We start from the raw sequence: 25,517 nt of genomic DNA on the forward strand, positions 1-25,517 counted from the left end.
TCGCCAAGCTAAACGCGTACAAGCGTCCATACATCGACAGATAGATATCGGCAAGATCTTGAGTATATTTATGTTTTTATTAGTAGATGTCAGTATGTCGATACTTGCTTCAAGTATATGCGAGGTTCTACATCGGTAAATTTGTCGACAAGTATGACGATAAACTATACAAAATAAGCCTTTAGCGCTAGAGTCTTGAGCCCATTATGCGCCAACCAAACTTTAAGTTGAGGACAAGATGATAGATTTACGCAGTGATACTGTTACCCAGCCAACAGCAGCCATGCGGTTAGCCATGTCCAGAGCCGAAGTGGGTGATGATGTTTACGGTGATGACCCTACGATAAATAGTTTGCAGGATATGGCTGCGGAGATGTTTGGCTTTGAAAGTGCATTATTTACCTGTTCGGGTACTCAAGCAAATTTATTGGCTTTGATGGCCCATTGTGATCGTGGTGATGAGTACCTGTGCGGTCAGCAGGCTCACAATTATAAGTTCGAGGGCGGCGGCGCTGCTGTCCTAGGCAGCATTCAACCTCAACCTTTAATGAATCAATTAGATGGCACTATTGCATTAGCTGACATTGAAGCTGCAATTAAGCCTGATGATATCCATTTTGCTCGTACTCGTTTGCTTAGTTTAGAGAATACGATTGGCGGTAAGGTTCTCCCGCAAAGCTATTTGGCGGACGCGCAGGCATTAGCCTTTAATCGCGGATTAAAAATTCATTTAGATGGTGCGCGAGTTGCCAATGCTGCGGTTGCGCAGAATATTGCAATAAGTGATATCACGGCGCACTTTGATTCAGTGTCGATTTGTTTATCCAAAGGATTATGTGCGCCAGTCGGCTCATTACTCTTAGGTGATGAACGCTTGATTAAGAAAGCCATTCGTTGGCGTAAAATGCTTGGTGGTGGCATGCGTCAAGCTGGGATACTTGCCGCTGCGGGTAAGCTTGCTTTAACTGAGCAAGTACAACGGCTTAGTGAAGACCATGACAATGCGGCGTACTTAGCTCGGCAGTTGGCAGAATTCAGTGAGTTCGACGTCAATTTAGCCGCAGTACAAACTAATATGTTATTTGTTACATTAACATCCCATATTGATGCGAACTTATTGGCTAAACACTGTCGAGCGGAAGGCATTCTGATAAGCCCAGGGCGTACGCTTCGGCTTGTGACTCATAAAGATGTCAGCCGTCAGGACATAGATAAAGTGTTGCGTGTTGTTAAGCAGTACCTCAAAGCCTAAGTGTGGATTGATTTCCTGTTTTACTGAAATGCCCGAGCTTTGTCTTGGGCATTTTTATAGGCAGGCATTGCTTAATGTTGAATTATTAAGCAATTAATGAATGATTTGCTAAAACAAGCTTTAGACAACAGGCGAAATGTTTGCGTTTATCTATACTAAAAACAACAAGATTATATCGCTAAGGTAACTTTAGGTTGAAGCCTAATAACAATACTAATAAAGGGGTCGATTATTGGACAAATCGGATCAGTGAATTGGAAATGCCAGCACTGTGTTCGACTGTTAAATCGCTAGAAAAGCTCGCCAAGGATGACGTTTCCTCTCTCGCATTACTCGGGCGTAGCGTGATGCACGATAACGCCTTAACCTCTCGTATTCTTCGAGTTGCTAATAGCGCTATTTACCATAAAGGTAGTAGCCAAATCTCTACTGTTAGCCGAGCGGCTATAGTGCTTGGTTTCGATGCGGTGCGAAATATCTGTATCACAGCCAAGTTACTCTCAAGCTTGTTAGAGAGTAAAAATTTGGCACCTAACGTATATCAAAGATTAATAAAGTTGATGGCTAAAGCATTTCAAGCAGCCATGATTGCACGGATGATGTTGAGCCATTATGATGAAGAAATGCAGGAGGAAGCTTTTATAGCCTCTTTACTGTATCACATAGGTGAGAGCGCTTTTTGGAGTATTGGTGGTGAGTTCACCGAAGAGTTAGATCTAAAACTACGTGAATGTGCAACGCCAGCAGAGGAACGAAGTATAACCCGCGAAGCCCTCGGCACTTCTTTTTCACTATTAACTCAAAGTATTGCCCGCAATTGGGGATTGGGAGAACTGTTGGTCCATGCAGTTAATAATCCTGAAGACCAAAGACCTGAAATTCGATCTATTTTTATTGCAGATAAGCTCTGCGATATTTTATCTCAGCCTAATCTTGATAAGCAGGAATTAGGGAAACGTATCACGCAAGCGGCGAGTTTTACTGGACTAGAAGAAAATGAGTTTATGGTGCGGATGCAACGCTGCGCGAATGCGACCCATAAGTTAGCTGAAGTATATGGTGCTAAGGTGTTGCTAGACTATCTACCAGATCCTAAGCGTATGGTCACAGTTAAACCTGTTCCACTTCCCATTCCGTTAGATATGCCTGTCTATCAAGTTAACTTGAATATTCAGTTAGCTAAGCTACGAGAATTAACAGGCTTCGCCATTAATAAAGCCGATTTTAACCAAATCATGCAAACGGTTCTCGAAGGTATACTTGAGGGCGTTGGCGTTGACCGGTGCGGCGTGCTGTTATTGTCGCCAAGCCGTAAACAACTTCAACCTAGAGTGATATTAGGTCGTGATGCCGATGCCATTAAGCAAGAGTTTATTATCGATTTGAGCGATAGGCGGGGATTATTTTACCAAGCGATGGAGCATAAGTTACCGCTTTGGGTAGATGATCCTAGCTCTAAGAAATGGCAAGAGCAGTGTAAAGAATTACAAGCGCGACATGTGTCACGTCAAGGCTTTTTATTGGCGCCATTATTAGTCGATAGTAAAGTGATCGGGTTTTATTATGCGGATAGGGGCCCTTCGGAAAGGGCATTTGAAGACGTGGATTTTCAAAGTTTCATCCACTTCTCCCAATTGGCGAATGTGTGTTTTACTGTGTCTTTGAGATAGTGGTATAACTTAAGTGATTACTTTTAGTGATTTAATTTCAAACTGTATTCTTTCGAAATTGCACTCTTTCAAACCGTATTTTGGGGAGTGCTGCTCTATTGTTTGTTTGCGGCTTTAATCTCGGCAGTTATTTGCTTAGCTACCTCATTAGGAATAGGAAAGCTTAAATGGTATTGCGCTATTTCCCAGTTGCCATTGGTTTTGATTAAAGTGCCTGTTCCTCGACTGACGCCATAGGCTGGACTATTTAATAACTCGTCAAACAATATGACATTGCCGTGTTGGATTAAATGCCGCTCAGTTAAATCATAGCGCCAACCTTTTGTGGGGCGGGAGTAACGTTCAAATTCCGCCATTCCCCAGCGCTCACTCGCATCCGTGCCAATAAAAATGCCGTCTTTTCGGTACAGGGCAAAATATTTATCCCAATTGGCATCGCTTGAATATTGGTTGAGTAAATCTAATACGTGAGCCGCCGCTTGTTGATCAGGATTCGAAGTCGTTTGAGCGCTTTGTGTTGGCGAGTCCTGTGCCTGTACGCTTACATTAAGGCCGCCAAGCATTAACGCGCTGAGCAGTAACCCCAAGATAGCGCGATGAATATTGGAACCTTTAACTGAGAATGCATGAGTGTCTTTGAGCATTTGCGTGCCTCTACTTTTATGGGTTAATGCCAGTTTATCGGATCGAGTTGATAAAAGCGGCTCAGTTCCCGATACAATTCTGGGTGTTGTTGGTAAAAATCCTCTGGTTTCTCAAAAAAGACTTCGGTGATGACGGCAAAAAACTCAGCGGGATTAGTCGCACCATAATAATTAAATAATGAGGGGGTGCCAAAATTTGCACTGTGTTGTAATTGGGTAAATTCCCTATTTAGCACTTCAGACCAAGTGCTGTAGTCGGCAAAATGCTGCAGAATGGGTGCGCCATTGGCTTGGCCATCTTCTTGATCGAGCTGATGGGCAAACTCATGGATTACGACATTATTACCATCATGGGGATCGGCGGCGCCGTCTAAAGTATTTCTCCATGAGAGTACAACTTTACCGTATTCCCATGATTCCCCTGCCAGCACATTGCGTTGTTCCCACACGATACCGCTAGTGTCTTTATGTTGATTATTGACGATAAAGGCATCGGGATAGACCAAAATCTGTTTCAGTTTGGGGTAAAAGTCGGTTTTACGATTGAGTAGCAGTAGACAGGCTTGGGCCGCGATTGTGACTCTTACTTCATCCGTGATCTCAAAATTATCGCAGCCGATAAAGACTTTCTCATCGATGAAAATTTGGATATGCCGTTTGAGTTGCAGTTGTAGATCTGCGGGTAGAGCATGGAAGTAAGGCAGTCTTTTTTTGAGAATGCTGCGCCATTCTTTTGGAAAAGGTTTCATCGTGACTCGTCGACGATGTAAGGTCTTGCGCCAACGACTCGACAGTAGCCAGGTAATTGCGCCAATTCCTAGGATAAGCGTGATAACAATAGCGAGCATACTTCCCTGACTTTATCCTGATTAACTTAGTATTAGCTAATGGGGGTGAAGTCAGCGTAACTCAATCCTCTGGTGAAAAAAGAAACTGAATAGTTGCCGCATTTTATGGTTAGGAATAGCGAACTGGTTGGTTTAGTCGTGTCTCTGTACGATTGCGACCTGTTAGTTTGGCGTGATAGAGAGCCTCATCAGCTTGATTAATTAAGCTATTCGTATCCATAGGTTGTGATCGCTCCCAGCAAGTAATACCAGCGCTGATGGTCAGTATGCCGTCATGGGGGGAGTCTTCATGTGGTATTTTTAAACTGATGATTTTATTGCGTAATATTTCAGCAAAATGATATGCCTCCTCGAGATTGCTCGATGGCAGTACTATCATGAACTCCTCTCCGCCATAGCGGGCAAGCATGTAAGTGGGTTGTTTCAAGATCGATTTGGTTGCATTCACGATTTTCTTAAGACATTGATCGCCTGCGACATGACCATACCTATCGTTAAATTGTTTAAAATTATCAATATCAAACAGAATTATACCTAGGGGCATGTTGTGGTCCCTTGCATACTCTAATTCTTTTTGGAGTTGTAAATCTAAATAGCGGCGATTATAGCAGCCAGTTAATCCGTCGGTTTCGGCCATGCCTTTAACCTGAGCTGCATAGCTTTTTAATGTCTCTAAGGAGCTCACCATTTGCTGGAGCTCTAGGTTATCAGTGACAGGCATTCTGGCGTCGAGTTTTTCATTGGCAATGGCATTCATTGCATCTCGAGTCGCCATGACAGGCTTGATGATTCCCTTAGTGATAAAGTGCCAACTGGTGAGCCAGATGAAGAAGCAATATAAGATGCCACTGCAGAAAATTAATACGATAAATGCGGTGCTATCGTTTTTAAGTTCGCGGCCTGTTTGCTGAATTTCATTTTCAACTTGGTTAACGAGATCCTGCGTATAGGTCGCAACGATTTGTGCGGCATCAGCTTGGTATTCTAAATGCGCATTGGCGATATGAGTGCTTCTAATCGCTTTGCGAGAAAGTTCAAAGAGATTGTCTTCACCGACCATGGTCTGTTTTATTTGTGATAACAAATTCAAATATAAGTTTTTATCGCCACCGATACTATCAAGCATAGCCTCCATGCTTAACAGCAGTCGCATAGCATCTCTTTGGGTTTGGTTTAGTTCAACCAGATTGTCGATGATATTCACTTGAGTTAACTGGGTAAATAAGTGTTCTCCTAGATGACTAAATAAAGATAGCTGCTGATTGGTATTGATATTTAAAGCAATCTGGTCAACGTTTTTCAGCTTAAGCTGACGTTCAGAGTCCGTATTGATACGCTGAAATTGGGTTTGCATTTCATCGCTAAATCCCGACGCCATTGACGTTAAGTTGGCTTGAATATTGGCTGCCTGTGAATTGGCTTGTAAGGCAGTATCGGTTAACGTGTTGAGTAATGGCAGTTGTTGTAAGTAATACAGTTGAGTATCTAAGGCGTGATTTAATTCTTGCTTATTGACTGTAGAAGTTTCTATTGAGGCCAGTAGTCGTGAGTCATTGATGAGTAATTCCCATTGTGCAGAAAGTTCACCTAACAGGCTAGTTCTTTGTTTTTCATCATAATAGTTATTCAAGCGTGCAGTAATTATTTGTAGTTTTTCACTGTTTTTTGCCAGTTGCAGCGCGGTGGTGACTTTTACCACATCTACCCCGACTAAGTGTTCAATTTCTGATTTGAGTTGCTGTGACAGTAATATGGCGACAACACCATTTAATAGCGCCATGCCCACTATGATATAGAAGGCTGAGGTTATTTTTTGTTTCAAACTTTTCAGTGGTTTAGTGCTTGGCATTATTTTCTTTGTCAATAGCAGGTACCTCTCCATAGGTATTTTGGAGGTGTTTTATCTCTGCACTTAATTTAATGAAAATATCTTCACTGTTAGCGGGTCTGCGGCTTGCGCTAAAACAGGCGTGGCTGAGTTCAGGGTAAATTTGTCCCATGGCAGTACTGGTGAAATGCCCAAAGGATAAGACCTTAGTAGACCAAAACATATTGGCCATGTGGCTTGCCTCAAATGCGCCAGCTATGCCTCTTAAGGATTCATCTTTAAATTCTGGGGCTGTTACTACATCCATACGACAGGGATTACCACCACCCATAGCATAAGCATGTTGTGCCTCATAGGTGCCCATATATTTGAGCAGCCAATAGGCAGCTTGAGGGTTTTTGCTGTCGTAGCTAACGGCAAAGGCATAAGCGCCATTGTAGGGATGACCGCCAGGCACTTGGCTTACGGCTAGACGCGCGCCGAGAATGTTCTGTTCAACTTTAAAGGATTTATACCACAGATTATTGTAGGCAAAAGGCCACATTGCCGCTTGACCTGTTGCAATAGCATTAGCTGCTTCATTGAAAGCAAACTGCTCGTTAGCGGGAACGGCATAGGGCATTAATTCGCGATATTGCTTGGCCGCTTCAATGGCTTCATGGTTGATGGTGGGCACTTCAAAATGGGAGATCTGTTTCTGGCTGTTATAGACGGGCTGCATCCAAGTGCCACCTAAGCTCCAAATCATGCTAGAGAATTCATCGTTAATATGGGGTTTATCACCCGACATTAGCGCTAGACCGTAAAAGTCATGAGTCAGTATTTTATCCGCCAATATAGTGCCTGCTTTACGAGTGAAGAACTGAGCTTGATCTCGTAACTCTGTTAAGGTTTTTGCTGGTGCGAGTGGATAGCCAAACTGACGCAGAAAATGAGCTTTTTCAGTTTTATTATCAAAGAGATCTGCTCGATAATGATTTCCCATAACATAATTGTTATAGGGAATAGCATGGATTTCACCTTGATAGGACAAGATGTTAAGTAGCGATGGGTAATAGGGTTCTAGGTATTTCTCCATGGCCTTTTCGCCATCGGGATCGTAAAGTTTAGCGAGTTCAATTAAGGGCACTGTATAACCATTGGCAGCCCATTCTTTAGCCCAGCCCGCTTCCATTGTGAGTAAATCGTATTTGCCTGAACCTTGAAGTAAATTCTGGGTCTGTAAGTTAAACATATCCTCTAATTCAGTACTGACCACCTGCACTTTTACGCCGGTTTTAGCGGTGAATTTAGGCAACATTTCTTGGGTTAAATAGTCGGTCCAAAATCCTTTTTCAGCGACCAAAGTGATAGGTGTTTTGTTTGTTAGCGGCGGGATTTGTGCCAATGAAAATTCTGCGTAACAGGGCATCATTATCGCTGCGGTTAAACAAAGAAAAATAAATCTGATCCGGTTTAACAAAAATAACACCTTAATGTTACGTATTGACTCTGAGTTAATATCATTAATTCAGCATTATGTATATTTAAGGATAGGTGGGATCAGAACTTATGCCGCAATTTTATGATGGTTTTTATTGTGTTTTTTACTTTTTGAGCAAAAAGCCGGTAACTCGATCTTAGCTAAGTTACCGGAAAAGGGTGGGAGTAGTGTGAATCGTTAACGGTTTTGGCGTTGTTGTTCTCGTAATTACCTCAAGGCAATAGGTAGGTCGAAGTGTTGTTCAATCAAGAGTCGGAGCAGCTTTGATTTGGATATAGTGCTTTCTTCTGCCAGTGTAGCAAGATGGGTTATAGCCGCTTCACTGAGGGAAAATGTTGCTTTGCGATAGTGTGTTTTAGTTTCTACTTTTGCCGGGAATAATACGTCTGTTTCTAGGCTTTGGTTGTGTAAGCTCAACATATTGGAATGGCTCTGGGCCATGTCAGTTGTGATGTGATTTGCCTGTGAGCCTGTGTTTTTTGTGACAGTTGCATCTGCTTTATGATCTAGATTGCTTTTTATCTTATTCAGACTTTGTCCCATTGCGTACAAGTTTGCCGCCTCAATAAACTCATCTAACGAAAGCGAGTGCTGTAAGCTGCTAGATGACATAGCGTTTTTCTTGAGATCGCTGAGTCCCATTTTGCCCCCTTCGTTGAGTGGTCGTGTGAGTGGATTGAGTTTGATTGGTCAAATGATGATGCATTTGACTCACCCCCTGAGCGTGTATCGCGGGATGTAGGAGATTGGCTAAGCTGGCAGCACAATCGACTTGGAATAGTTCGCAGGCGATAGTGCGAATTTCTTCGGCTGCTTTTCCTGTGGGCTCGATTTCAATTACCGATAATCCTGATTCTTCACTGTCATCATAAACATTGCGACAGTAAGTTATCGCGTCAAGGACATGGATATCATAGGTTTTACAGACTTCTTTGGCCTCCAAAATTCGGTTAGCTTGATTGGGTAGACTTGGACATTGGGTGATCACAAAAGAAGCCCGTAACTTGGGATTAATCATCTTACACGTCGCGACGATATCGTCCATATGACACACAGTTTTTAAATCGCGGCGCTTAGGTCTTAAGGGCATTAAAATGTAAGAGGCGACAGACATGGTTGCTCGTAGCGCTAGGTTATCTTGCCCACCGCAGTCGACTATGACTACATCATAGTGTTGCTCAAGACTGAGTAAGTCATTACGGATCTTACCGTAAAGCTGCACGCAATTGATGCTGGCAAGTTGCGGATTGTTGTTTCTTGCATGGATCCAATCAGAGGTAGTGCGCTGGGGATCGCAGTCCACCATAATGACCGAGGCGCTACATTCTGTGGTTAGAAATACAGCTATATTTTGGGCCAAGCAACTTTTACCACTGCCGCCTTTTTCTCCACCGATTAAGACTATCATGACGCATTCCTTAATTCTTTTGATGACCCTTGTGCAGCGAGTTGATGAGTTTGGAGCTATCCGCATTGATGTCCGAAATCGAATGTAAACCTAATGTTAATCTCGGTCAATTGGCTGATTTTTGACGCTTTTAAATTAAATTGTCGTAGGCGTTTTCTGTCAGTATCTGGTCATATGCCGTTAATTTGACAAAAAAGATGAGACGAGGGATTTATAAAAATGTTTTTTATCTTATTGGTTTTAAATTATTTTATCTGTTATCCGTCAGTTAAAAGGGTTGTTTGTGGTGATCGGTAACTGTGCATAGGACTTAGGGTGTAGTTTTTTATTTCTTTCTTGGTACAAATGTTAATTTTATATTTCTAAATGTTATTGGCTGATCTGAGTAAATTATCAGCTTCTCAGTCGAAAGTGGTCTTGTTTGGTGAGGCACTTGTCATCAAACTGCCAAATGCTGGCTTTATCATCTCTATAGACTGACGTCTAAATCGCTTGAAATTTCAACCATGGAGAAGGGATGCCAAATGGATATCAAAACTATTATGCCTATTAAGTTTGAACTCGTTGAAACTGCACCGTTATTTCATGAACTACTTAATCTGCGGGCCACAGTTGGCCTCCCTTCTATTGGCGTTGAACTTGCGGATGTACAGGCATTGTTCTGGGTCTCTATTCGATTAAGTGACAAGACTGAATTGGAACATGCAGGCGCTGGGGCCGCTAAGTCTAATCTATTGGCAACGGCGTGTGTTTATGGCAACAAGCCCGGGCATTTGATGATTGAAGATTTTATTGTCTTACCCGAATACCAATCCTATGGGCTAGCAAAGATAATACTTGAGCGGGTGATGGCCTTTGTTGATGACCATGCGAGTGCGGGAACTTGTGTCAGTATGACCGCCCATGGTGAGCATGAGCGCTTATGTAGTGAATATGGTTTTCAGTATGCTCCCTGCGCTAATTTAGGGCCTAATCTGTTAAAAATTATCGCTTAATATTCGTGTGAGAATGCCTTTTAGGTGTTAGCTAGCGCGTATTTTAGCCCTTGGGTATATAGTCACTTTTGCGTGAGTTAACGGCGACATTCGTTCGCTTATGTTGTAGCATCCGTAGGATTATCGTGACGTTCTGTATGAGATAACAACCTATGGATCAGCAACTCCTTATTGATGCTGTTAATCAAAAAATGCCCTTTGGTAAGTACGCTGGACGTAAGTTGCTCGAATTACCCGAACCTTATTTGGTGTGGTTCCATAAGCAAGGTTTTCCTCAAGGGAAACTTGGTGAGCAATTAGCCCTAATGTACGAAATCAAACTTAATGGCTTAGAAGGCATGCTAAAACCGCTGTTGAAATGAGTTCCCTTCTTTTAAGAAAAATACTGCTTTTGCGATAAGTGTTGTATTTCGTGATAGAGATTAGCGATTTATTGTTTTTAGCGTGCTTTAATGCAGCATATTAGCAAAACAAAAGGAACGCAGGCATGATGGCAAAATGGGTAAAATTAGCGGCAGTAGCGACTTTAGCGTTAGGCATGTCAAGTGCTTGGGCTCAGGGTGTCACCCACGAAGGTACTGTTGTTGATACGATGAACGGTGGTGGTTACACCTACGTACAGATTAAAGAAGCTGATACCACTTTTTGGGCCGCGGGTCCTCAAACTGAAGTGAGCAAAGGCGATAAAGTGGCTGTGGTTGAGCAAATGTGGATGAACGAATTCACCAGCAAAACCTTGAACCGCACCTTTGATAAACTGTTATTTGTTGGCCAAATCGATAAGAAATAGTCAGCAGTATCGAGTGCGCTAACCTGAGCGCCTCTGTAATTCAACGGCTTCGATACTTTCGAGGCCGTTTTTGTTTTTAGCGTTCAATGCCGCTAAATCTGAGTTTGTGACTATCTCGATGGGGACAAAGGCGGCAAAATAGCGGCTATTTTTCTAGCCGTTATTACTCAGCAGGGGATCACTCAAGTTATGGCGTTTGAACAGTTCGAGATCCAGCCTTATCAGTCATGTTATGCACGTGAAGTGAGTGAGTTATTTCACCTTTGCGTGCACAGCATTACCCATGTTCGTTATGCGCAGGCGCAGCTTATGGCTTGGTCTGCGGCGCCAAGATCGGCTAAACATTGGCATTTACGGTTAAGCCGCTCGAAGGCGTGGGTGGTTTTAGCCATAGATGAAGCGACAGCTTCTTCAGTTTGTTGCGGTTTTATCAATGTCGAAACCCATTTCCCCCGCCAAGGTTACTTAGATAGCTTATATATACATCCAGATTATCAAGGTCAGGGATTAGGTGAGCGCGCTTATCTTGTTTTAGAAGCTTGGGCTAAGGCACAAGGCTATGTGCGCTTGAGCTTGGACGCATCTTATCTCTCTAAAGGGTTGTTTACTCGGATGGGATTTATTCAAATACAGCGCAGTTATCAGCAAAAACTTGGGCAAGTGATCCCCGGTTTCTATATGGAAAAGAATATAGGAAAGAATATTTAACGCGCGTTTACTATGGTTTCAGCTAGAAAGTGATGTAAGGTATTCCACAGTAAAACATTAGCTTAACGCCGTTTAGTGACACTATTTAACTTAATCAGCACTGTTTAGCTTAAATTAGAATTCGGTTAATCTAAGTCAATTAATGATTCAAGATGGAGGGCAGAGAATGAAGATTCGACTATTTACGCCATCGGATGTCTCGCAGCTGGCGGCAATATTTGAGGCGAGTGTAATGCAAGGCTCTGGCGAGTTTTACTCGTTTGCCGAGCGCTCTGCTTGGGCTTATATCGAAGGTGAGATCCGCAGTGAGAACTATTGGCTTGAACGCTTACAGGGAACCACTATTTGGGTTGCCGAAACCGATAATATGCTGGTGGGTTTTATCAATCTTAAGATAGGCGCCGACAGCGATGTTGAAGCCGCTGCTGAAGTGGAATGTTTGTTTGTTCATCCAGAATATGCCCGTTCTGGGGTTGCTACCTCTTTGTATTTTGCGTTGTTTGAAGAAGTTAAAATCTTAGCGCTGAAACGATTAACGGTTGAAGCATCCTATCTCGCGCGGCCTTTTTTTGAGAAACAGGGATTTCGCAGTATTCGTCGTAATGAACATAAACGTTTTTTGAATGCGGCGGATAAAGCACAGGGCCAAGCTCAAGTGTTGGTTAACTTCAGCATGACGCTCGCCCTCTAACTCAGCTTATCAAGGGCTGTTCTGGTAGCTAAACGAAGCCGTTAGCACTGCTTTATAACATCGCCTTATAACATCGCCATAGAAGCGCCAATAAAAAACACTGCCAAAGATGACTTGTGGCAGTGCTTCTCGGTGAGTGCTTATCAAGCTGGCATCTAATCACTTACTTAATTGTTTGCTTGGTAATAACCAATAACTAATAAATAGTGAAGCTGAATTACTGAATCGCTTTGTTAAATCACTTGTATTACGCATTAGGCGATAAATCGAACACTAATGCGGTAACTGGGCCGCTTGTTGCAGTAAAGTCGACACTCGCGAGTTGTGTCAGATGTGCGCCGTCCCCAGCCGTGAGTGTTGTGCCATTGATATCCAACGTACCTTCAATCAATTGAACATACAGATGACGATTTGCTTGAGCGGCGCTTCTGTCCATCGTTACTTTTTCGCCCTCACTCAACACTAAACGATATAGGGTCGCATCTTGTTGCACTTTGAGCGTGCCATTTTCACCGTTTGGTGTCACTACAGCCGTCAGTGGTGAGCTTTGCTCGAATGCCTTTTGCTGATAACCCGCATCTATGCCTAAAGTATCTGGGCGGATCCAAATCTGTAAAAAGTGCAGCGGCTCAGTTTTAGAGGCATGAAACTCGCTGTGGTAAATGCCTTTACCTGCGGACATCAATTGAAACTCTCCTGCGGGTAAGGTTTTGATATTGCCGAAGCTATCCTTGTGAGCGATAGTGCCGGATATCACGTAACTGATTATCTCCATGTCTTTATGACCATGGGTATCAAAACCTGCGCCGGGTGCCACTCTGTCATCGTTGATGACTCTTAGGGATGATATCCCCATGTGCTCTGGGTCATAGTAGCTAGAGAAAGAGAAGGTATGTTGACTCTTTAGCCAGCCTAAGTCTGCTTGACCGCGATCTTGTGCTTTTCTTAATGTGATCATCTTGCTTTCCCCTTTATTTGATGCGGTTAGCGAATAGGTTATCTACAGCGAATTTGCCAGCACCAGATACCGTCAATGAGACTGTGGCTGCTAATAGGGCGAGACCAAATTCGTAACCGTTATTGGCAAGGAACAGACCGTTGCCTATATGTACCGAGAAAATCGCCACAACCATAGTGAATGACAAGACGAGGGCCGTTGGGCGAGTCAGCAGGCCGAGCAACAGGAACAGGCCGCCGAAGAATTCACTTGAACCTGCCATCAATGCCATTAAGTAACCTGGCGTCAAACCAATCGATGCCATCCATTGTCCAGTGCCTTCTAAGCCGTAACCACCGAACCAGCCAAACAGTTTTTGTGAACCATGGGCGATTAAGATAATCCCGATAGGAATACGCAGTGCCAGTGGGGCAAGACTAGGGGCTGATTTGAGTGTTTTTGCTATGAGTGCTTTCATGGGGTATTCCTTATTTCAAATTATTTAATAAGTGTTTAAGTGTGTTGTTCAATCAGTCTTAACTCAGTTTTTTAATCTGTTCTAACTTAACTTTACTCAGTATCTACATCCGATTTCGGCAGTGAGTTCCGCAGAACCTCTCCATTGCTAAGCAGTGTAGACTTGACCTTTGGCAAAGAAAATCGGAACATTTTCAATGTCTACTTCAAATAATTTGAATATGAGGTTTTTATGTTGCCATCTATTAGTCTCGATGGATTAATCGTGCTCGATGCCATTGATAAGAAAGGCAGTTTTTCCGCAGCGGCCGAGTCCTTGTTCCGAGTGCCGTCGGCGCTGACCTACACAGTGCAGAAACTGGAAAGCGATTTAGGCACAAAATTATTTGAACGTAAGGGCCAGCGCGCCGAGCTGACCTTAGTCGGTCAACTTGTGCTGCGCCAAGGCAGAGAAATCCTTGCGGCAACATCAAGGCTCGAAGAGGCGGTGCGTCAACTCGAGACAGGCTGGGAGTCTTCATTGACCTTAGCCATAGATACAGTGGTGCCGGATTTACCCCTGCTGCAGTTGATTGGTGAGTTTACTGAGCTGGGTAAGCAAGTGACTGTGAATATCAGCGAAGAGTCCTTAGGTGGCGGGTGGGATGCGCTCTATTCTGGCCGTGCCGATATCGCCATCGGCGTAACAGGGGAGTTGCCCAAAGGCCAATATCATGTGGTTGAAATTGGGGAGTTGGAGTTTGTATTTGCTTTAAATCCTGCGCACCCATTGGCGCAACATGCAGGTCCAATTCCGACCGAGGCATTGCTGCAATTTCCTTCTATTGTGGTAGCAGATAGTTCGACTGCCCTAGCACAGCGATCAAGTGGTTTATTTGATAGTCGCCAAGTGATCCGTGTGCCGAATATGCAGACCAAAATTAAGGCGCAGCAATTGGGATTAGGTGTGGGTTACATTCCAAAGCACTTGATCTTAGATGCGTTGGCGGCGGGAAGCCTAGTGGCTTGTCATGTGGAAATGCCGCGCCCAACGCAAGCTGTGTTTATGGCATGGCGTAAATATGCTGAAGGCAAGGCGCAGGATTGGTTTACTGCGCGTTTACCGCAATGTGATTGGCAATTTTAAGCTCAGGTTTGTTTAGTGCTTTGTAAGTTGCCACTCACTTTGCACCTCACAGCATTAATGTTTACGCCATGAGGAGCATAGCGCCTAACCTATACGTTGGCTGTGGCTGGTGTAATGCACATGCTGTGACAATAAATCAGACAGATTCGGTGAGCGATTCAAGAATCGAATAAAGGCCTGTGGCAAAGTCAGTGACTCCATCGACTCCTGCCAGCGGGCTTGCAGCAATGGAGAATAACCTTCTTTACCAGCGGCGGTATAAGATGTTGAAACTCCTACGTAAAGTGACTCAGGTTCAACGGGATACCATAGTGATTGGCTGTCCTGCTGCATCATCTCCAATCTAAATAAACGCTCACCCAGTGGGCGTCGCCCATCGTAGTAATACCGTAGGCCGTAAGTGTAGGGGAAGCTGCCTGCACCTGTGCCACGGACACTGTTGTTGGTTGCCGCGTTAATCGCCGATTCGAGCGCTTGATAGAGAAACTGACCTTGAATTTCATACTTAACTAATGGTAATTCGAAGGGGAGTAATTGCCCCATCACATCGGCTAGTGTCAATTGGCCTTGGGCCACCGATTGGCGCACACCGCCAGCATTATGCAGAGCAAAGTTCACCCTAGGGTCGACAAGCTTAGCTTCTTGGAACATGCTGCGACTCACCCAAGGTGCTATTTCACTGCCGTGGGGCAGGGCTTTAGAGGGTAAGCGGGTATGGACTAAGTTCTTCGGCACCAGTGCTAACACTTTGTTTTCCATCTCTGCGATAGCGGGTTTATAGATATCTCGGATCACGCCATCGATATCGGCATCGGAATCATCCCAAAAGATATTCGGATGCTGATTAAGCTGCTGGCGCACAGCTTGGTAATCTTGATTATCCACAGCTGTGTTAGCACTTAAGATAAAGTGTTGATCTAGCATGAAGTAGTTGCCGCCTGTTAAGCTCAGCATTTTACCTTCAGCGTCAAATACTACCTCGGCCAAGCCGACGACTTCGGCATATTTACCCGCATGCACTATGGGCGTGTTATTAATAACTTCACCGTAGGGCAGGTTGCTCAAACCTAAGGCGCGAAAATCCCCCTGTAGTGTATGCGTGTGACCGCCGACGATAAGGCTAATACCATCGACTTCGGCCGCGAGGCGTTTATCCTGATCTAAGCCTAAGTGGCTGAGCACGATAATATGCTTAATACCTTGATTTTTAAGGTGCTCAACCGTGCGCGCGGTAGTGGCGATAGCATCGACAAAATGTGTGTCGGGATCGGGACGAGCGATCTCTTTCATCTGATCTAAGGTAATACCGACAATGGCTAATGTCTTATCGTGGAAGGGCTTAAGCAGGTATTTCGCGTGTTTTTGCTCATGATCATAATCCAAGATATTAGGCAAACCCCGCAGACAACCGGGTTTGTTTAGATCCTCTTGGCTTAAATCCATATTGCCCGCAAGCAATGGGAAATCAATTTGCTTGGCAAACTCGGCAAGTCTGGCGTTACCTTCATCGATATCGTGGTTGCCAATGACCATAGCATCAGGTGCCAACAGATTGAGTAAGTGGGCGTTGGCCTTACCTTTAAAATGGCTGAAATACAGCGTGCCCTGGAAGCTGTCACCACCATGCAGGAAAATAAAAGGAGTATTGGTTTGTGCAGCGGTGTGACGCGCTTTTGTGATGTGATGGCCGATGCGGGCATAACCACCGCTATGGCTGGTCACATCTAGCTTATGTTGGCCTATGTTAAGGCTAAATTGGACGCGGCAGGGTTCAAAATTCGAATGGGTGTCATTAATGTGCGCGAGTGAGAGTGTGTAGCTCTGTGTCATAACTTACCTCTATTACGGCGGGTGAGTATATACCCAAGCAACCTGAAAATGCGAGTTTCAGAGGGTTCTGAGTCATCCGCATTCTAAAAGAATAAAGGGAGCTAGGCTCCCTTTATATTAACAAGCACTAAACTTGGTTAGCCTTCAGCCGGATTTGGCTTCATCATCATCGGATGCGGCTTCAAAATCACCGTCATCGGATAGGCGAATACCTTTTTGCTTCATGCGCTTAGTCCAAAGTTTACGTGCCAATTGCTGCATATCGGTCGCGGGGTCGTTTAGATCGACAATCTCTAATCCTAACATAGATTCGATGATATCTTCTTGAGTTACGATACCTTGGCTACTGCCGTACTCGTCGACCACCATCGCAATTTGGGTGTTACGTTTAATCATACGCTCAAAAAGTGGCAGAATTTTTGCGGTTTCAGGCACCACAAATAAACTCCGTTTAAGTTCACCAATCGGTGCTTCTGGCGTGTAACGCTCTGCTAGCAATACATCGGTGCGGGTAATGTAACCAATCACATCATCATGATCTTGGTCGTAAACTGGAATTCGGGTAAAAGGTTTGTCGCGGTATTGGCGCACAAACTCATTTTGGGTGAGATCTATGGGTAAAGAAAACATCACAGTGCGCGGCGTCATGATTGCCGTAACTGGCATATCTCGCACCTTCAGCATTTGCGTCAAAATTTTTGACTCTTGCTCATCAAGCTCACCGGATTCATGGCCAATTTTGGCCATAGCACTCATCTCTTGGCGTATGTAGTGGCCTTCATCACCTTTGCCCATTAGGCGAGTGACTTGCTGTGACATCCAGATCAGCGGTTTAGTGGTACGTTTCATCCACAGCACGGCAACAGAAACACTTGGTGCGAGGCGACGCCAATGGTTTGCACCCAATGATTTAGGAATGATTTCTGAGAAAAACAGGATAATAAAGGTTAATACGCCCGAGAAAACACCTAACATATCGTCACCAAATACTTTAGCCGCTTGCGCACCTGCAACGGCGGCACCGACGGTATGAGCGATAGTATTTAGGGTAAGGATTGACACCAAAGGGGCTTCGACATTCTCTTTCAATCTACGTAAGCGCGCGGCTGCGGCACTGTCAGTTTGTTCGAGTGATGCGATATAACTTGGGGTAACCGATAACAGAACAGCTTCGAACACACTGCACAGAAAAGAAACAGCGACAGCGACAAGCACTATAATGATGAGGGTTAACATATAGGTGGAATTACAACTCCGTATTTTAGGCCAATATTAGCCCGTGGAGATTCTATCATAGGTGAATTGAGTTACTGGCTAAAATTTATTTGCGTCTGTATAATTCGCCGCCCTGTTGCAGGATCCGGTTTTTGGTGTTGAGGTTAGCTATATGAGTGAAAAGAAGATCAATTTATTAGACCTTGATCGTAAGGCGATGCGCGCATTATTTGCGGAAATGGGTGAAAAACCCTTTCGTGCCGATCAGCTCATGAAATGGCTATATCATTTCGGTGTCAGTGACTTCGAAGAGATGACCAACATCAACAAAGTGTTACGTCAAAAGTTGGCGGCCCGCTGCGAGATCGTTGCACCAGAAATTTCGAGTTTCCAAAAATCGACCGATGGTACGATAAAATTTGCAATCAATGTTGGCCAAGGCCAAGAAGTGGAAACGGTTTATATTCCTGAGGATGATCGTGCGACCTTGTGTGTATCTTCACAGGTTGGCTGTGCGCTGGAATGTACTTTCTGTTCGACGGGTCAGCAAGGTTTTAACCGTAACTTAACGGTTTCTGAAATCGTCGGCCAAATCTGGCGCGTGTCGCACTTTTTAGGATTTGCAAAAGACACGGGCGAGCGTCCGATCACTAACGTCGTGATGATGGGCATGGGTGAGCCATTACTCAATTTAGCCAATGTGATCCCTGCGATGGACATCATGCTCGATGATTTTGGTTTTAGTTTATCAAAGCGCCGCGTGACTTTATCAACATCAGGCGTAGTGCCAGCGTTAGATAAACTGGGCGATGCCATCGATGTGGCACTTGCTGTCAGTATTCATGCACCGAATGATGAGTTGCGTGACATTCTGGTCCCGATCAATAAAAAGTATCCGCTGGATGAGTTTTTAGCGGGTATTCGTCGCTATATTGCTAAATCAAATGCTAACCGCGGCCGCGTGACGGTTGAATATGTGATGCTAGATCATATCAACGACAGCACAGACCAAGCCCATGAGTTAGCTAAGTTAATGAAAGATACGCCATGTAAGGTGAATCTGATCCCATTTAATCCGTATCCTGGCTCGCCTTATGGCCGCTCATCTAATTCACGTATCGACCGTTTTTCTAAGGTTCTTATGGAATACGGTTTTACTGTCATCGTACGTAAAACCCGTGGTGATGACATTGATGCCGCTTGCGGTCAGTTAGCTGGCGATATTCGCGACAGAACGAAACGTTTAGCGAAAAAACGCATGCAAGAAAACCAGATTTCAGTCACAATGAATTAACTCTTTGTTTGCACAGATTTATAGGCTTGCCCATGAAGCATGGATTGCCAAGGTTTTCGTTGATTTTAAGCCTGTCATTATTGATGACAGGATGCGTCACTGAGCGTACTTATACTGGGACAGATATTCCTGTTTCGGAACGAAAGTTAGACAAAGTCGCCGCCGCAAGAGAGCGGATGCAGCTCGGTTTAACCTATTTAAATCGAGGTAGCACGGAACAAGCCAAATACAATCTTGATAAAGCATTAGAATATGCTCCAGAGCTCGAAGATGTGCATACCGCTCTGGCTTATTACTATCAAACCGTGGGCGATTTAGTGCGTACCGAAGAGTCGTACATGAATGCCATTAGTACTAAGGACGCCTCTGGCGATTCCATGAATAATTTCGGGGTGTTTTTGTGCCAACAAAAGCAATACAACAAAGCTGAAAAAATGTTTTTGGCCGCAATTGAAATGCCCAAATATACGCGCACTGCCTCAAGCTATGAGAACTTAGGTCTTTGTAGTCGCGAAGCAGGACAAGCAGAAAAGGCACGACAGTATTTTCAGATGGCGTTAAAGTATGACCCGAGACGCTCGGTGTCATTACTGGAGTTGGCAGAGTTAGAAGTCGATCAAGGTGATTTTATTCAGGCGCGAAACCAATTAGCGCGCTATCACCAAGTGGCTGAGCAAACTCCAGAAAGTTTAGCGCTCGGGATCAAAATAGAGCAGGCAGTGAATGATGATGCCGCTGTGAAGAGATTTGGTATTTTATTGCTTGCCAAATTCCCAGCATCACCTCAGGCCAAGCAATACAGAGTTAATTTGCATCAATGAAAGATCATGAAACCAATGCGCCAGTTGAGTCGGTAGCACCGCAATCAGTCGCGCTAGATGTCACGCTTGGTACTTTATTAAAAGCCGCCCGCGAAAAAATGGGCCTTAGTATTCAAGATGCCGCTGTAAAGCTGCATCTACGTCCTCGTATTATTGAAGATATTGAAGCTGACAATTTTACCAATATTGCCTCATCGACTTATGTACGTGGCTATGTGAAAAACTACGCGCGTATGGTCAGTGCCGATGCGGCTTTGATTGAAGCTTGTCTTGTGCAGCAAGTGCCAGTTGTGACTGAGCCTGCAATGCAAAGTTTTTCACGCAAAACCACATATCAAGCTCGCGATACACGTTTAACTTGGCTGAGTATTTTTATCGTCATAGTGTTACTCGGTTCGTTAGTCGTCTGGTGGATGCAAAAAACCACCTTGCTAAGCACTATTGATGTGTCGCAACCCACGGCTGAAGAGGTCGCAGCAGCGAATCAGACGCTGCCAGGTGATGTGTTATTGACCGAAACGGATGCCAGTCCTCGTTTGACTGAGATTGCCGCAAACGGCTCAATGTCTATCGATGGTCCAATTAAAGATACTGATGCAAGCACTATTGATGTCAGCACAGGACCAACGGACAATAATTATCCTCAGACCGTTGATACGAGTAATGAAGATGGCGGTTCAGCAATCGCAGCCACTACGACAATGCCATCGGTTCCGCAAACGACAGCTCCTGTAGTCCAACAGCCTGTTAGTGCAACGCCTTCACCGACCACAACATCACCGACCACTGCCACTACAGCAAGTACTTTGGTTGCTGTTGCAGGACAATCGATTATAGATGTCCAGTTGACGGGTGATTGCTGGATAAACATTGTTGATGCTAAAGGTAAAGCGTTAGTCGATGGTGTTAAAGGCGCTGGCGCAACAGTGCAAGTGAGCGGTGTGCCACCGTTTAAAGTCATTTTAGGTGCACCCCATGTAGCGACCTTAAGCTTAGATGGTCAAATTGTTAGCCTAGCGGATTTCCCCAAGGGACGAGTCGCGCGTTTAACCTTGCCTAAAGTCTAACGACCGCGTAATGATCTGCAGCACGTACCGAAATAGAGCGTATTAAGCATGTATAATGAAACTCCCATAAAAAGACGTCCTTCCACCCGCATTTATGTGGGTAATGTACCGATTGGTGATGGGGCGCCGATTGCTGTTCAGTCAATGACCAATACTAAGACTACAGATGTTGAAGCGACAATCGCTCAAATTCGTGCCTTAGAGAAAGTCGGTGCCGATATAGTGCGTATCTCTGTACCCACTATGGATGCGGCTGAAGCCTTTAAACTCATTAAGCAAGCGGTCAATGTTCCTTTAGTGGCCGACATTCATTTTGATTATCGCATTGCTTTAAAAGTTGCCGAGTACGGTGTCGATTGCCTTCGAATCAATCCGGGTAATATAGGCAATGAAGAGCGTATTCGTAGCGTGGTGGAATGTGCCCGTGACCATAATATTCCTATCCGTATTGGTGTGAATGGTGGTTCATTAGAAAAAGATCTAATGGACAAGTATAAAGAACCCACACCTGAAGCCTTGCTTGAATCAGCTATGCGTCATGTGGATATTCTGGATAGATTGAATTTTGACCAGTTTAAGGTCAGCGTTAAAGCCTCCGATGTATTTTTAGCGGTCGAATCTTACCGTTTATTAGCAAAACAAATTCGTCAACCCCTGCATTTAGGCATTACCGAAGCCGGTGGCGCGCGCGCGGGTTCAGTGAAATCGGCCGTAGGCTTAGGTATGTTATTGGCCGAAGGCATAGGTGATACCCTACGTATTTCCTTGGCCGCTGATCCGGTCGAAGAAATCAAAGTCGGTTTTGACATTTTAAAGTCACTGCGTATTCGTAGCCGTGGCATTAATTTCATTGCCTGTCCATCTTGTTCTCGTCAAGAGTTCGATGTGATCAGTACAGTCAATGAGTTAGAGCGTCGCCTCGAAGACGTGACTACCGCCATGGATGTGTCTATTATCGGCTGCGTAGTTAACGGCCCTGGTGAAGCCTTAGTGTCGCATATCGGCTTAACCGGTGGGCATAATAAGAGCGGATATTACGACGAGGGTGAACGTCAAAAAGAACGTTTTGACAACGATAACATTGTCGATTCCCTCGAAGCGAAAATTCGTGCAAAAGCCAGTCAAATGGCGAACCGTATTCAAATCAAAGACACAACTGAGTAATATGTACCCGCATTTGTGCATAGATTACGCCTAATGATGTTGAGCTAGGCCCCGAAACCGACGGGGTCGTTTTACGTTTTACGCTCAAAAGCCTATAATGCGTGACATTTTTATTAATTTAGCGAAATCGGACGAGTCGATACAGTGGCAAAACAGATCCAAGCGATTCGCGGAATGAATGACATTCTGCCAACTCAAAGTCCTCTATGGCAAAAAGTGGAAGCGGTACTACGTTCGAGCGTCAGTGCTTACGGTTACAGCGAAATCCGCACTCCAATAGTGGAAAATACAGATCTTTTTAAACGCTCTATCGGTGAAGTGACTGATATTGTTGAAAAAGAAATGTATACCTTCGCAGATAATAACGGTGACAGCTTAACGCTACGCCCTGAAGGTACCGCGTCGACAGTGCGTGCAGGTAACGAAAACGGTCTGCTATATAACCAAGAGCAACGTCTTTGGTATATGGGGCCTATGTTCCGCCACGAACGTCCACAAAAAGGCCGCTATCGCCAATTTAACCAATTTGGCGTTGAAGTGTATGGCATTGGCTCGGCTGATATTGATGCTGAAGTCTTGATGCTATCGGCACGCCTGTGGGAAAAACTCGGGATTAGCGAGCACGTCTCGCTGCAGCTAAATACCTTAGGTGATCCTGCTGAGCGCGCTGTTTATCGTGATGCCTTGATAGCGTTTTTAGAGCAGCATAAAGATGAGCTCGATGAAGACAGTAAGCGTCGCATGTACAGCAATCCACTGCGAGTATTGGATTCAAAAGATCAAAATGTCCAAGCCATATTGGTTGATGCACCTGAGTTAATGGATTTTCTCGGTGAAGAATCGAAGACACATTTTTCACAATTGCGTGAACTACTTGATGCTGTGGGTATCAAATACACCATTAATCCGCGTCTAGTACGTGGTTTAGATTACTATAATCGCACTGTATTTGAATGGGTTACATCTAGTTTAGGCTCACAAGGTACTGTACTTGCGGGTGGTCGCTACGATGGTTTAGTCGCCCAGTTAGGTGGTAAAGATACTCCAGCGGTCGGTTTTGCTATGGGCTTAGAGCGCATTGTCTTGCTGCTTGAAACCTTAGAGCTGACCAAAGATATTCCGCCAGAAGTGGATGTGTATGTCACGACCATGGGTGATAGCTGTCTGGTTGAAGCCATCAAGGTCGCGCAGGAATTACGTAACGCACTGCCAAACCTTAAAGTGATGAGTCACTGTGGCGGCGGTAACGTGAAGAAACAAATGAAGCGTGCCGACAAAAGCGGTGCGAGTGTGGCACTACTGATAGGTGAAGATGAACTTGCCGAAGGTATGGTTACGGTTAAACATTTACGCAATGACATCGAACAACAACGGGTAGCTCGAAGTGCCTTAGGCGCATTTTTGGCTGAACTGATCAAATAAAGGGGACGTGCGCGTGGAAATTTATAGCACAGAAGAACAACAAGTTGATGCTATCAAGCAGTTCTGGAAAGATTACGGAAATTCAATTTTAATCGGTGCCGTAGTGGGTTTAGGCGGCCTATATGCGTGGAATTATTATTCTGACGTTAAAGTGGCGCAAGCGGAAGAAGCTTCAAAAGCGTTCCAAAATTTGACCACTAAATCTGCCGATGAAGCCGCAATGCTTGCGGGTGTCGCCGAGTTTTCTAAAAATCACGATCAAAAGGGCTATCAAGCCTTGTTAGAACTGATCGTGGCCAAAACTGCGGTAGAAGCGAAGGATTATCCAAAAGCGATTGATGCCTTGAACAAGGTGATTGCGGCTAAACCTGGTGCTGGTTTAGATGTGATTGCGACTTTGCGTTTAGCACGAGTACAAGCAGAGCAAGGTCAAATTGATGCAGCTCTAGCGACCTTAGATCAAGTAACAGATAAAGCTTTCTTCGCTCAGCGCGATGAGTTGAAAGGTGATTTCTTAGTTCGTCAAGGTGAAGTTGAGAAGGCAAAAACAGCTTATCAAGCTGCCATGGACAATGGTGGTGTGGTGACAAGCCCTGCGCTTAAAATCAAACTTGATAGCCTAAATCAGGCATAAGGGATCCCTTGATGAAGTCTTGGTGCAAAAACCTGCTAGCCGCTGGATTAAGTCTGGCCATGTTATCCGCCTGTTCGTCGAGCGATGTCGAAGAAGAACCGGTAAGTGAGTTAACTGCCATTCAGGCGACAGTGTTTCCTGAAGTGAGTTGGAGCACCTCTGTCGGCAATGGTGTTGGAGATTATTATTCTCGCCTCGCCCCCGCCGTTAGTTATGGAAAAATTTTTGCCGCCGACCGTTATGGTGAAGTGGTTGCCTTCGATGAGGCCACTGGCGAGCGCGTTTGGACTAAAGATTTCAGCGAAGAGTTTCGTGATAACGCTTTAGCGAAAAATAAAGGTGCGCGTATTGCTGCTGGTGTGACTGCTGCGCGTAATAAAGTCTTTTTAGGTGGCGAAAGTGGGCTGCTTGCTGCATTGAACGCTGAAGATGGTCAAGTGTTATGGCATGTCGTTGCTGGCGGTGAATTACTGTCTGCTCCCACTGTGGCCGATGACGTCGTGGTGGTCAGTACCAGCTCTGGTTCACTCGAAGCGTTTAACGTTGATACTGGCGCCAAGCTGTGGGTGTATGAAATGCAATTGCCGAATCTGACCCTGCGCGGTACAGGTTCTGCAGCTTACGAAGCGGGTGGTTTCTTCATAGGTACCGCCGATGGCAAAGTGGCTGTTGTGATTAAAAACAATGGTCAAGCTGCGTGGGAACAGGCGATTTACAATCCAACTGGCGGTAACGAGTTTACGCGTATGGCCGACGTGGATATGACCCCCTTGATCCTTGGCGACAATTTATATGCGGTGAGCTACAACGGTAACTTAGTGTCGATGGAACTGCGCACGGGTCGAGTTGTGTGGACACGTAAGTATTCTAGCTTTAACGAGTTAGCATCAGCGGGCCTAAGCTTGTACTTAGTTGACGATCACAGCCGTATCTACTCAGTTGATAAACGTAACGGTTTGGAACTGTGGAGTAATTCTGAGTTAGCTAACCGCACTCTGACATCTCCGGCTGTGTATAAAGACTATTTAGTTGTGGGTGATTTCGAAGGTTATTTGCACTTCATCGATCGCAGTACAGGGACGATTGTGGGTCGTGTCCAAGTGGACAGCTCAGGATTATACAGCCAGCCGTTAGTGGTGGATGATAAAATCTATGTTCAAGGTCGCAGCGGAAAGTTGGCTGTTGTAACACTTCCATAGTTAAAAGTGTTATC

Annotated in this window: 25 protein-coding genes; 15 read left to right on the forward strand and 10 right to left on the reverse strand. The window is 44.7% G+C overall.

Going from position 1 to position 25,517, the window contains the following annotated elements; genetic code table 11:
• The first annotated feature begins 238 nt into the window (after positions 1-238).
• Positions 239-1,252: a low-specificity L-threonine aldolase gene (ltaE, locus tag HUB64_RS18990; protein WP_173243661.1), complete on the forward strand. Its 1,014-nt coding sequence runs from the start codon at positions 239-241 to the stop codon at positions 1,250-1,252.
• Between the two features lie 194 nt (positions 1,253-1,446).
• A complete protein-coding gene (locus HUB64_RS18995) occupies positions 1,447-2,922 on the forward strand; it encodes an HDOD domain-containing protein (protein ID WP_173497622.1) in 1,476 nt (491 codons plus the stop codon).
• A gap of 95 nt (positions 2,923-3,017) precedes the next feature.
• Here HUB64_RS18995 and HUB64_RS19000 read toward each other — a convergent pair whose 3' ends face one another.
• From HUB64_RS19000 to HUB64_RS19025, 6 genes are all read right to left on the reverse strand, one after another.
• Positions 3,018-3,566 carry a nuclear transport factor 2 family protein gene (locus HUB64_RS19000; protein WP_173497623.1) on the reverse strand — a complete coding sequence of 183 codons (549 nt, stop codon included), beginning with the start codon at positions 3,564-3,566 and terminating at the stop codon, positions 3,018-3,020.
• A 23-nt stretch (positions 3,567-3,589) separates the two neighbouring features.
• The gene (locus tag HUB64_RS19005; RefSeq protein ID WP_173497624.1) at positions 3,590-4,414 is read right to left on the reverse strand and encodes a zinc-dependent peptidase; all 825 of its coding nucleotides are present in this window, start codon (positions 4,412-4,414) and stop codon (positions 3,590-3,592) included.
• 109 nt (positions 4,415-4,523) lie between these two features.
• Positions 4,524-6,263 carry a GGDEF domain-containing protein gene (locus HUB64_RS19010; protein ID WP_173497943.1) on the reverse strand — a complete coding sequence of 580 codons (1,740 nt, stop codon included), beginning with the start codon at positions 6,261-6,263 and terminating at the stop codon, positions 4,524-4,526.
• Positions 6,250-7,653: an ABC transporter substrate-binding protein gene (locus tag HUB64_RS19015; RefSeq protein WP_028761267.1), complete on the reverse strand. Its 1,404-nt coding sequence runs from the start codon at positions 7,651-7,653 to the stop codon at positions 6,250-6,252. The genes HUB64_RS19010 and HUB64_RS19015 overlap by 14 nt, the downstream gene beginning before the upstream one ends.
• A gap of 279 nt (positions 7,654-7,932) precedes the next feature.
• On the reverse strand, positions 7,933-8,367 hold the full coding sequence (locus tag HUB64_RS19020) for a hypothetical protein (protein WP_028761266.1): 435 nt from the start codon (positions 8,365-8,367) through the stop codon (positions 7,933-7,935).
• Entirely contained in the window at positions 8,327-9,133 is an 807-nt protein-coding gene (locus tag HUB64_RS19025) for an AAA family ATPase (protein WP_168824543.1), read from the reverse strand. Before HUB64_RS19025 ends, HUB64_RS19020 begins: the two co-directional genes overlap by 41 nt.
• 524 nt (positions 9,134-9,657) lie before the next feature.
• On the opposite strand from HUB64_RS19025, the gene HUB64_RS19030 reads away from it, so the two are divergent.
• The 5 genes from HUB64_RS19030 to HUB64_RS19050 all read left to right on the forward strand — a co-directional run bounded on the left by HUB64_RS19030 (position 9,658) and on the right by HUB64_RS19050 (position 12,317).
• The gene (locus HUB64_RS19030) at positions 9,658-10,128 is read left to right on the forward strand and encodes a GNAT family N-acetyltransferase (RefSeq protein ID WP_105251887.1); all 471 of its coding nucleotides are present in this window, start codon (positions 9,658-9,660) and stop codon (positions 10,126-10,128) included.
• A gap of 152 nt (positions 10,129-10,280) precedes the next feature.
• Entirely contained in the window at positions 10,281-10,490 is a 210-nt protein-coding gene (locus HUB64_RS19035; protein ID WP_006082494.1) for a DUF3820 family protein, read from the forward strand.
• A 125-nt stretch (positions 10,491-10,615) separates the two neighbouring features.
• The gene (locus HUB64_RS19040; RefSeq protein ID WP_006082493.1) at positions 10,616-10,918 is read left to right on the forward strand and encodes a hypothetical protein; all 303 of its coding nucleotides are present in this window, start codon (positions 10,616-10,618) and stop codon (positions 10,916-10,918) included.
• 189 nt (positions 10,919-11,107) lie between these two features.
• A complete protein-coding gene (locus HUB64_RS19045; RefSeq protein ID WP_173497625.1) occupies positions 11,108-11,626 on the forward strand; it encodes a GNAT family N-acetyltransferase in 519 nt (172 codons plus the stop codon).
• A 166-nt stretch (positions 11,627-11,792) separates the two neighbouring features.
• On the forward strand, positions 11,793-12,317 hold the full coding sequence (locus tag HUB64_RS19050) for a GNAT family N-acetyltransferase (protein WP_173243682.1): 525 nt from the start codon (positions 11,793-11,795) through the stop codon (positions 12,315-12,317).
• Between the two features lie 247 nt (positions 12,318-12,564).
• Here HUB64_RS19050 and HUB64_RS19055 read toward each other — a convergent pair whose 3' ends face one another.
• Both HUB64_RS19055 and HUB64_RS19060 read right to left on the reverse strand, forming a co-directional pair.
• Positions 12,565-13,275, reverse strand: a complete 711-nt coding sequence (locus tag HUB64_RS19055; RefSeq protein WP_173497626.1) for a pirin family protein — start codon at positions 13,273-13,275, stop codon at positions 12,565-12,567.
• 13 nt (positions 13,276-13,288) lie between these two features.
• Complete coding sequence (locus tag HUB64_RS19060) at positions 13,289-13,732, reverse strand: DoxX family protein (protein WP_173243685.1); 444 nt, start codon at positions 13,730-13,732, stop codon at positions 13,289-13,291.
• A 231-nt stretch (positions 13,733-13,963) separates the two neighbouring features.
• Here HUB64_RS19060 and HUB64_RS19065 point away from each other — a divergent pair, with 231 nt between their 5' ends.
• Positions 13,964-14,857 carry a LysR substrate-binding domain-containing protein gene (locus tag HUB64_RS19065; protein ID WP_168824535.1) on the forward strand — a complete coding sequence of 298 codons (894 nt, stop codon included), beginning with the start codon at positions 13,964-13,966 and terminating at the stop codon, positions 14,855-14,857.
• An 84-nt stretch (positions 14,858-14,941) separates the two neighbouring features.
• Here HUB64_RS19065 and HUB64_RS19070 read toward each other — a convergent pair whose 3' ends face one another.
• Both HUB64_RS19070 and HUB64_RS19075 read right to left on the reverse strand, forming a co-directional pair.
• A complete protein-coding gene (locus tag HUB64_RS19070) occupies positions 14,942-16,687 on the reverse strand; it encodes a bifunctional UDP-sugar hydrolase/5'-nucleotidase (RefSeq protein ID WP_173497627.1) in 1,746 nt (581 codons plus the stop codon).
• A 144-nt stretch (positions 16,688-16,831) separates the two neighbouring features.
• Positions 16,832-17,923 (reverse strand): CNNM domain-containing protein, encoded by a 1,092-nt coding sequence (locus HUB64_RS19075; RefSeq protein ID WP_028761257.1) that lies wholly within the window; start codon positions 17,921-17,923, stop codon positions 16,832-16,834.
• Positions 17,924-18,074: 151 nt separating this feature from the next.
• Here HUB64_RS19075 and HUB64_RS19080 point away from each other — a divergent pair, with 151 nt between their 5' ends.
• The 7 genes from HUB64_RS19080 to bamB all read left to right on the forward strand — a co-directional run bounded on the left by HUB64_RS19080 (position 18,075) and on the right by bamB (position 25,503).
• A complete protein-coding gene (locus tag HUB64_RS19080; protein WP_028761256.1) occupies positions 18,075-19,196 on the forward strand; it encodes a bifunctional tRNA (adenosine(37)-C2)-methyltransferase TrmG/ribosomal RNA large subunit methyltransferase RlmN in 1,122 nt (373 codons plus the stop codon).
• 32 nt (positions 19,197-19,228) lie between these two features.
• Positions 19,229-20,017: a type IV pilus biogenesis/stability protein PilW gene (gene pilW, locus HUB64_RS19085; RefSeq protein ID WP_028761255.1), complete on the forward strand. Its 789-nt coding sequence runs from the start codon at positions 19,229-19,231 to the stop codon at positions 20,015-20,017.
• On the forward strand, positions 20,014-21,084 hold the full coding sequence (locus tag HUB64_RS19090) for a RodZ domain-containing protein (protein ID WP_173497628.1): 1,071 nt from the start codon (positions 20,014-20,016) through the stop codon (positions 21,082-21,084). Before pilW ends, HUB64_RS19090 begins: the two co-directional genes overlap by 4 nt.
• A 48-nt stretch (positions 21,085-21,132) precedes the next feature.
• The gene (ispG, locus tag HUB64_RS19095; RefSeq protein ID WP_105251894.1) at positions 21,133-22,248 is read left to right on the forward strand and encodes a flavodoxin-dependent (E)-4-hydroxy-3-methylbut-2-enyl-diphosphate synthase; all 1,116 of its coding nucleotides are present in this window, start codon (positions 21,133-21,135) and stop codon (positions 22,246-22,248) included.
• 144 nt (positions 22,249-22,392) lie between these two features.
• Positions 22,393-23,670 carry a histidine--tRNA ligase gene (gene hisS / locus HUB64_RS19100; protein ID WP_173243697.1) on the forward strand — a complete coding sequence of 426 codons (1,278 nt, stop codon included), beginning with the start codon at positions 22,393-22,395 and terminating at the stop codon, positions 23,668-23,670.
• A gap of 13 nt (positions 23,671-23,683) precedes the next feature.
• Positions 23,684-24,304, forward strand: a complete 621-nt coding sequence (locus HUB64_RS19105; RefSeq protein ID WP_168824527.1) for a tetratricopeptide repeat protein — start codon at positions 23,684-23,686, stop codon at positions 24,302-24,304.
• An 11-nt stretch (positions 24,305-24,315) separates the two neighbouring features.
• Positions 24,316-25,503 carry an outer membrane protein assembly factor BamB gene (bamB, locus tag HUB64_RS19110; protein ID WP_028761250.1) on the forward strand — a complete coding sequence of 396 codons (1,188 nt, stop codon included), beginning with the start codon at positions 24,316-24,318 and terminating at the stop codon, positions 25,501-25,503.
• Positions 25,504-25,517: the final 14 nt, after the last annotated feature.

The organism is Shewanella sp. ISTPL2 (genome assembly GCF_013283205.1).
Classification (GTDB): Bacteria; Pseudomonadota; Gammaproteobacteria; order Enterobacterales; family Shewanellaceae; genus Shewanella; species Shewanella oncorhynchi.

Bases quoted from the DNA above. Each gene is read 5' to 3' on its own strand.
- ltaE (WP_173243661.1), top strand. From the start codon at position 239: ATGATAGATTTACGCAGTGATACTGTTACCCAGCCAACAGCAGCCATG.
- HUB64_RS19000 (WP_173497623.1), bottom strand. From the start codon at position 3,566: ATGCTCAAAGACACTCATGCATTCTCAGTTAAAGGTTCCAATATTCAT.
- HUB64_RS19005 (WP_173497624.1), bottom strand. From the start codon at position 4,414: ATGCTCGCTATTGTTATCACGCTTATCCTAGGAATTGGCGCAATTACC.
- HUB64_RS19010 (WP_173497943.1), bottom strand. From the start codon at position 6,263: ATGCCAAGCACTAAACCACTGAAAAGTTTGAAACAAAAAATAACCTCA.
- HUB64_RS19015 (WP_028761267.1), bottom strand. From the start codon at position 7,653: ATGCCCTGTTACGCAGAATTTTCATTGGCACAAATCCCGCCGCTAACA.
- HUB64_RS19020 (WP_028761266.1), bottom strand. From the start codon at position 8,367: ATGGGACTCAGCGATCTCAAGAAAAACGCTATGTCATCTAGCAGCTTA.
- HUB64_RS19025 (WP_168824543.1), bottom strand. From the start codon at position 9,133: ATGATAGTCTTAATCGGTGGAGAAAAAGGCGGCAGTGGTAAAAGTTGC.
- HUB64_RS19030 (WP_105251887.1), top strand. From the start codon at position 9,658: ATGGATATCAAAACTATTATGCCTATTAAGTTTGAACTCGTTGAAACT.
- HUB64_RS19035 (WP_006082494.1), top strand. From the start codon at position 10,281: ATGGATCAGCAACTCCTTATTGATGCTGTTAATCAAAAAATGCCCTTT.
- HUB64_RS19040 (WP_006082493.1), top strand. From the start codon at position 10,616: ATGATGGCAAAATGGGTAAAATTAGCGGCAGTAGCGACTTTAGCGTTA.
- HUB64_RS19045 (WP_173497625.1), top strand. From the start codon at position 11,108: ATGGCGTTTGAACAGTTCGAGATCCAGCCTTATCAGTCATGTTATGCA.
- HUB64_RS19050 (WP_173243682.1), top strand. From the start codon at position 11,793: ATGAAGATTCGACTATTTACGCCATCGGATGTCTCGCAGCTGGCGGCA.
- HUB64_RS19055 (WP_173497626.1), bottom strand. From the start codon at position 13,275: ATGATCACATTAAGAAAAGCACAAGATCGCGGTCAAGCAGACTTAGGC.
- HUB64_RS19060 (WP_173243685.1), bottom strand. From the start codon at position 13,732: ATGAAAGCACTCATAGCAAAAACACTCAAATCAGCCCCTAGTCTTGCC.
- HUB64_RS19065 (WP_168824535.1), top strand. From the start codon at position 13,964: ATGTTGCCATCTATTAGTCTCGATGGATTAATCGTGCTCGATGCCATT.
- HUB64_RS19070 (WP_173497627.1), bottom strand. From the start codon at position 16,687: ATGACACAGAGCTACACACTCTCACTCGCGCACATTAATGACACCCAT.
- HUB64_RS19075 (WP_028761257.1), bottom strand. From the start codon at position 17,923: ATGTTAACCCTCATCATTATAGTGCTTGTCGCTGTCGCTGTTTCTTTT.
- HUB64_RS19080 (WP_028761256.1), top strand. From the start codon at position 18,075: ATGAGTGAAAAGAAGATCAATTTATTAGACCTTGATCGTAAGGCGATG.
- pilW (WP_028761255.1), top strand. From the start codon at position 19,229: ATGAAGCATGGATTGCCAAGGTTTTCGTTGATTTTAAGCCTGTCATTA.
- HUB64_RS19090 (WP_173497628.1), top strand. From the start codon at position 20,014: ATGAAAGATCATGAAACCAATGCGCCAGTTGAGTCGGTAGCACCGCAA.
- ispG (WP_105251894.1), top strand. From the start codon at position 21,133: ATGTATAATGAAACTCCCATAAAAAGACGTCCTTCCACCCGCATTTAT.
- bamB (WP_028761250.1), top strand. From the start codon at position 24,316: ATGAAGTCTTGGTGCAAAAACCTGCTAGCCGCTGGATTAAGTCTGGCC.